Annotated in this window: 6 protein-coding genes; 1 reads left to right on the plus strand and 5 read right to left on the minus strand. The window is 34.1% G+C overall.

What is annotated here, in order from left to right; genetic code table 11:
• Window positions 1-273: 273 nt before the first annotated feature.
• The 3 genes from IGK14_RS17365 to IGK14_RS17375 are packed head-to-tail and all read right to left on the minus strand — an operon-like array spanning window position 274 to window position 3,246.
• The gene (locus IGK14_RS17365) at window positions 274-1,434 is read right to left on the minus strand and encodes a restriction endonuclease subunit S (protein ID WP_375815006.1); all 1,161 of its coding nucleotides are present in this window, start codon (window positions 1,432-1,434) and stop codon (window positions 274-276) included.
• Complete coding sequence (locus IGK14_RS17370; RefSeq protein ID WP_016628117.1) at window positions 1,422-2,054, minus strand: hypothetical protein; 633 nt, start codon at window positions 2,052-2,054, stop codon at window positions 1,422-1,424. Before IGK14_RS17370 ends, IGK14_RS17365 begins: the two co-directional genes overlap by 13 nt.
• Window positions 2,047-3,246: a RepB family plasmid replication initiator protein gene (locus tag IGK14_RS17375; RefSeq protein WP_016628116.1), complete on the minus strand. Its 1,200-nt coding sequence runs from the start codon at window positions 3,244-3,246 to the stop codon at window positions 2,047-2,049. Before IGK14_RS17375 ends, IGK14_RS17370 begins: the two co-directional genes overlap by 8 nt.
• Before the next feature lie 904 nt (window positions 3,247-4,150).
• Here IGK14_RS17375 and IGK14_RS17380 point away from each other — a divergent pair.
• Entirely contained in the window at window positions 4,151-4,414 is a 264-nt protein-coding gene (locus IGK14_RS17380) for an epsilon-antitoxin (RefSeq protein ID WP_002336758.1), read from the plus strand.
• A 443-nt stretch (window positions 4,415-4,857) separates the two neighbouring features.
• On the opposite strand, the gene IGK14_RS17385 is transcribed toward IGK14_RS17380, so the two are convergent.
• Both IGK14_RS17385 and IGK14_RS17390 read right to left on the minus strand, forming a co-directional pair.
• The gene (locus tag IGK14_RS17385) at window positions 4,858-5,448 is read right to left on the minus strand and encodes a site-specific integrase (protein WP_438712823.1); all 591 of its coding nucleotides are present in this window, start codon (window positions 5,446-5,448) and stop codon (window positions 4,858-4,860) included.
• An 18-nt stretch (window positions 5,449-5,466) separates the two neighbouring features.
• Window positions 5,467-6,168: bacteriochlorophyll 4-vinyl reductase (locus IGK14_RS17390; RefSeq protein ID WP_438712825.1), on the minus strand; the 702-nt coding region annotated here is incomplete at its 5' end.

Raw genomic sequence — 6,168 nt, forward strand, 5'->3', positions numbered from 1 at the left:
GAATAACTTTGGCATATCATCTATTTTGTTACTAAATGTTTTAGTTAAAAAATCAGAGCGATCTACTTTGATAAAAGGTAATTTCAAAGATTCGTTGATTACATTTAATGCTACGCTTTCCTTATTTATTGCCATTTTTTACACCTAATCTCTTATAGTTTTTATGGGTTATTATACCATATAAAATTAAAAACAGCCCCTTATATCTAACCAGTAGATATAAGGGGCTGTTTTTAATAGGTTTTGTTAGGGGCGATAATCTAATTATAGACCCTAAACAAACATCTTTTGTAAAAAGCCTTTTTTCTGTTCTTTCAACAAATCTAACTTACGCTGATGAAGAGCGATAATGTCATCTAACTGTTTAAAGAAGGCTCCAATTTTTTGTTGTTCTTCTAAACTAGGGATTTTAATTATAGATTTTCCAAATTCATTTTTATTTATTATTGGTACGGCTTGAGTAGCTGCAAGCTGTTTTATTTTGGTTGATGAATTTAAAATACTTGTGTAGATAAAATCATCATCATAATCTGAAAAAGATATTACTGAGTTGATTTGTTGATTTGTTATTACATCACAAATTGATTGTCCTGTTTTACCTATTGTTGATCCTATACTAACAAATAATGTTGCTCCTTTTGGAACTAACCTTCCTGTTTTAAAACCTAATTCTGTGAGCGTTGTGGTTGTTTTATTTACATACCTATTTTCTTGTATATCTGCTGGACTAACAAATAAAAAATCGCCATTATAATAGTCTTTATTAGATGTATTAGGTGTATTTCCTGTAACAATTTTTCCTATTTCACTTAACTTACGCTCTTCCCAATCATCCGTAAATCCCTCAAATCTTAATTCAGGAACTTTCTCGCCATTTTTTGGAAACATCTTTTGCAAGAAGCCTTTTTTCTGTTCTTTCAACAAATCTAACTTATGTTGATGAAGAGCGATAGTATCGTCTAACTGTTTAAAGAATGACCCGATTTTTTGTTGTTCTTCAAAATTTGGAACAGAAACACTCACACTGTTAATTACAGTTTTCGATAAACTAGGTACACCAGTAGATTCATCAAATTTTTTCCAATTTATTTTTTTAAAAATAGATAGTGAAAATTGAAGGTCAATATTTTGTTTAGGAACAGCGTAAAACAAGGTGTCGACAGTCCAAAAAGGCGCTTTTAATAAATAAGGCTTATCAATTGTACCTTTCCTTCCAATCCCAATGGCATCTGTATCTGAGAGCGCTCTATCTACACTTAGCATATATCCACCAGTTCCATAGACAGGTATTGATCCAGAATTCAGATGTTTGTAGTCTTTTCCAGACTTAACATCAATAAAATCAGCAAACTTACGCTCTTCCCATTCATCCGTGAATCCTTTAAATCGCAATTCTGGAACTTTCTTTTTAACTGAATCATCTATTTTCGCCATAGTTCCCACCATTTTCTTGGTTTTTCTTGTTCTTCTATCCTTTTTTGATCTTTGATTTGCTCCTGCAAAGTTTCCAAATGCTCTTTAAGAGCGTTCACTTCATCTTTATATTGATTGTCTAAGTGTTTGAATTCTGTTTCCTGTGAGGGCATTTTGAGAGCTTTTAAGCTGTCATTTTCTGCTTTGTATTCTTCTAACAACTTTTTATCTTGTAAGGCTAGTCGTTGTTGCTGATCTAAAAGATTTTGAGTTTGTTTTTGTACGTCTACTAAACTTTTTATCTGTTCGTCTTTAACAGATATTTGATTATCTTTATTCTTTATTTGCTCTTTTAGATAATTGATTCGTTCATTTTTTTCATCAATTAAACTTGTATTTACGGTGTCTAATTTGGTATCTAAATACTGTCTATTTTGGACACCAACACTATCTAATTTAGTTTTAGGGACATATCCAATATTCCCTTTAATCACTTTTATAGCAGCGTTGTTAAGATAGATAGTACCGTCTAATCTTTGTATCAAATTACTATCTAATTTAGATACTTGATAATGAATTTTCTTTTTTGATACACCCAACTCATCCGCAAGCTCTTTGATCGTTTTTAGATTCTCACTCATGGCTTGCTCCTTTACCTCGAACACTTGCACGTTCTGGTTGGTCAAGGTCTTGTAATTTTACAGTTGGTAGGTATTGTTCAATGGCTTTTTTAAGGTACTTGGCTACATTACGTTTTGAATAAGCTTCTTGTTTGCTGGCTACATAGCTTAAATGGTCTTTGACCCCATTCAATCCTCTTAATTCCTTTAACTCGTCATACAACGGATAGACGTTCTTTTGCAAACCTGCCATAAGTGCCGTGTCCGTCATTTCAAGAGGGGATAAGAGAAAGTTTTCAATCAATAATCGTGTGTACTTGCTTTCCATTGCCTGTTTTAATAAGTCAGCTTCATTTCTTGATTTTTCCTCTTTGCCGGATTGATAATCTTTATCTTCTAACTTATAGCTGTTATCGTCTGCTCGGCGTTTCTTCTCAATATGAAAAACAATAGAATCAATCGAACGTCCTTTTTTGATTTTGTCATAAGTCACGTTAAAAGACGTGTACTTAGTAATTTCTTCCAATGGTTTTTTTAATATCCAATTCTCAAAATGAGGGAAATGTTGGTACTCCTTGACAGTATCAGTCATCAGTCGTAATTCTTTGACTGTGATTGAGGGATTGCGGTAGCTTTCCACTTGGTCGGCTCTCCGTCCGCCTTTCACGCTGTAATGCTCGTATTGATTGTAGTGCATAGACAACCAACGATACAAGATAATGCTGTACTTGCTATTGAGTTCGGCAAGGTCTGACAAAGCATGTTGCGTGAAATTCTTTTTAAGATTGATTAAATAAGGCATAATCGCTTGGTCAAAACGGATAGTGACTTCGTCATTATAATCGTTCCACTCCACATAAGGGATAGGGACAATATTAATAAACTTGAAGCCTTTATCTTTTTGCTCTTGGATTTTGAAAAAGGCTTGCTTTTGCATGGTTTCTACCGCTTGTTTAAAGCGACTGTGTTTATCATTATCAGACACGTTAAAGAAGGCGAAAAGGTCAGCCTTTGAGAGTAAAACTGTATTGTCTTCTGGCGGTTCTTCGGTATTGATACAAGAAACCGCTAACTCAAACATTTTGAGTGAGGTTTTCTCCATTTTAGCGATTGAGGTAATCAAGCTGTTATGCTCTACCACTTTACGTTTTGATAGTTCATTCAAGGTCAGCACCTGCTTTTGATTGTTTTGTTTTTCTGGTATAATAGACATAGAAATACTCCTTTGTGAGTAATTTTAAGTAGGCATAGAGAAAGACTTTTAGTCGGGTATTTCTCTATGCTTTTATTCTATCAAAATACAGTCAGTTATTCAATTTTTTTCTGACTGTATAAACAGTTTTTTCTGACTGTATAAACAGTTTTTTCTGACTGTATAAACAGTTTTTTCTGACTGTTTAATTCTGCATACGACTGGAAACACTGGCTTTTTTTTCACGCAAAAGAACAAAAGATTAAAATATATAAGATAAATGTAATATAGGCTTCGCCTATTTTTTATTTTTTTCAAAAATGTAAAAGTAACGATCAAAGTCATCAAAAAAAGGAGTGAGCGAAAACCACGCTCACATTTTACTTGCAGCGTTCACTTCGTTCACTCGCTAAAAGAAAAGATCAAAACCACTTTTATGAATTTAGTGGATTCCCTCTAATTGCTCATATAAGCTGTTTTAACTGTTTGACTAGCTAAATACTCATATCATGCAATCAAGCGTCTTACAGACGGTCAGGGCAAGCCCTAACAACCCAAAAGCAGATTCAAAAGTAGACTTAGAACGAAAACCCCCTTAAAACTAAAAATAGAGCTTTGTGGAGCATGTTACTTTTTCATTTACAGGATTCCTTTTGAATAAACTAGCGCACCCAAAAAGAAGTAAGCACCCTAAAATTAGGTTAAAATCAATTTAAACACTAATGTCAAGCTGATACAGGCTTTTAAAAGCAAAGAGAATAAATTTACACCTAAAGCTCATAAAACGCCTTAGAACGCATTTTATGAGCTTTAAAAATGATTTGCTTTTTATTCGCACGTTTATTTTTGATTAAACTAGCGAAGTCTGTTTAATTAAAAGTAAATGTTTAGTTGAGCAAAGCGAAACCAGAAAGGAGCAAACAACATGACATTAGATTACAGAAAAACATTTGAAATTGAGATAATCAATGAATTTCAATCAGCGATTCACTCAAAAATGTTGAACTATGTTTTAAATAATGAACTCGATAAAAGTGATTCGACAAACCTACAAGTAAATTTATTAAAACAATTATCAAACATGAACCAAATTAATTTATTTGAATTATCTTTAGAAGAATTAGAAGCCTATCACGACTATTTACGAACGATAAAAAAATATGCTGATAACATCACACGAACAGCGTGAGTTTTAACCAACACGCCTGACGATAAAACGAAATGTAAATTAAGTTTTATCGCACATTACCCGCAAACGAGAGTTACTGCGTATAAGTGCGCCCTTAAAAATAAGGGGTGCGCTGATACAAAATTAATTTGAAAAATATTCCCTTAGCGATTTTTACTAAGGGCGCACTTATACCCACCAAATTTTTCTTACGAAAAATTGATAGGTTTGTGCTAAAAAAGAGTACAGATCACTTACGTGAAACTGTACTCTTTTTCCGTCAAGCGTGTTTATTAAAATTCGCTTCGCTCATGTATTTGAATTTTATTTCATTTGCCTCCATTCAACCAATCATGAGTAGTAATACTTTCCTGTTCTTACAAGTCAAAAGCATCGAATCGTCCTTGGACGATTCAACAAAAAAAGTAGTCGTTTTTGGACGACTACTAAGTTCTAAACATTCATTACCCAAAATCAATTTGGTCTAACATCGTTTCTCGACTAGCTTGATCTAATCCAAGATACGTTAAGGTCATAGCTTCACTTGAATGGTTTAATAAATGCATCACTAAACCAATATTATAGTTTGACTGCGTATAGACCCGATAAGCGCCTGTTTTACGCATGGTATGCGTTCCTAGATAGTTGATTCCTAAAAGATCACCAACACGTGCCATGACCTTATAAAATTGCTTCTCGGTGATGTGACGGTCTGGGTGAGTCGTTGAGGGAAACAACCAATCAGAATTAAGGTTTTGTTGGACCAGCCAATCATGATACTGCAACAAGTCTTGTTGCACGGGCTTTAAATATAGTGTATTTGCTTTACCGGTCTTTTTATCATGAATAAAGGCCGTGTGTTTAACAGAGCCATCTGGATTATAGACATCGGATTTCTTTAACGTCATCACATCACTCACCCGCAGCAAGGTGGCCTTGCCGACTTGAAAGATAGTGTAGTTACGGCGACCCGCCCGAAAACTATCTAATAAGGTGTCTTGTACCATTTTTAAGACGTTAGAGTCTTTAATTGGCAGTACAATCTGTTGAGACATCATATACCTCCCCGTTAATTAAATTTTGTCTATTTGATTGATATCAGACGGATCGTATGTTGTTGTACCATTTGGCTCATACTCTGTAACTAATACATCTTCTTCGTTTAATATTTTGATATCTTGTTCGAAATCTTGTTGCGTATAATTGACGGATTTACCCAACTCATCTTTCAGTTTGTTAGCCATTGGTTTTAATGACAGATAGTTCATGCTTCCTGATAAAACTCCCCCTACGACTGGAATAACTTTGGATACTCCCTTAGCAAAAGTTGCTTTCGTTAATTTTGTTCCAAAGATAGCCAGTACCTTTTTCAATATTGTAAAGTAAAGATGCTTAGTTAACGTTTTATTAGGTAGCTGTTTTAGTGCTTGTAAGGCTAATTTATTAGATAAAATACGAATAGTTGATCCAGCGGAACTCACACCAAACATGATACCTAAGTAAAGAATTAGCGTGTTTTTTGCATCTTCCGTTAATTCGTCTTGGTTAGTCCAAATATTCTGATAGCCATATACGTATGATATTTCTTGAGCTAGTTTTAAAGAGTATCCGTAAAACTGAGCCATATCAGCAGGAATGGTTGCTGCAATAGCTACGCCACCTGGTAACCCACTTGCAAATGATATTGATGAGGATTGCAATACATTTGAATTGATAACGTTACTAGCAATACGATCAAGTTCTTCTTTTGAAAAAAAAGCCTGAGGACCTTCCTT

Source organism: Enterococcus sp. DIV0970a, from assembly GCF_051711265.1.
GTDB classification, from domain to species: domain Bacteria; phylum Bacillota; class Bacilli; order Lactobacillales; family Enterococcaceae; genus Enterococcus_D; species Enterococcus_D casseliflavus.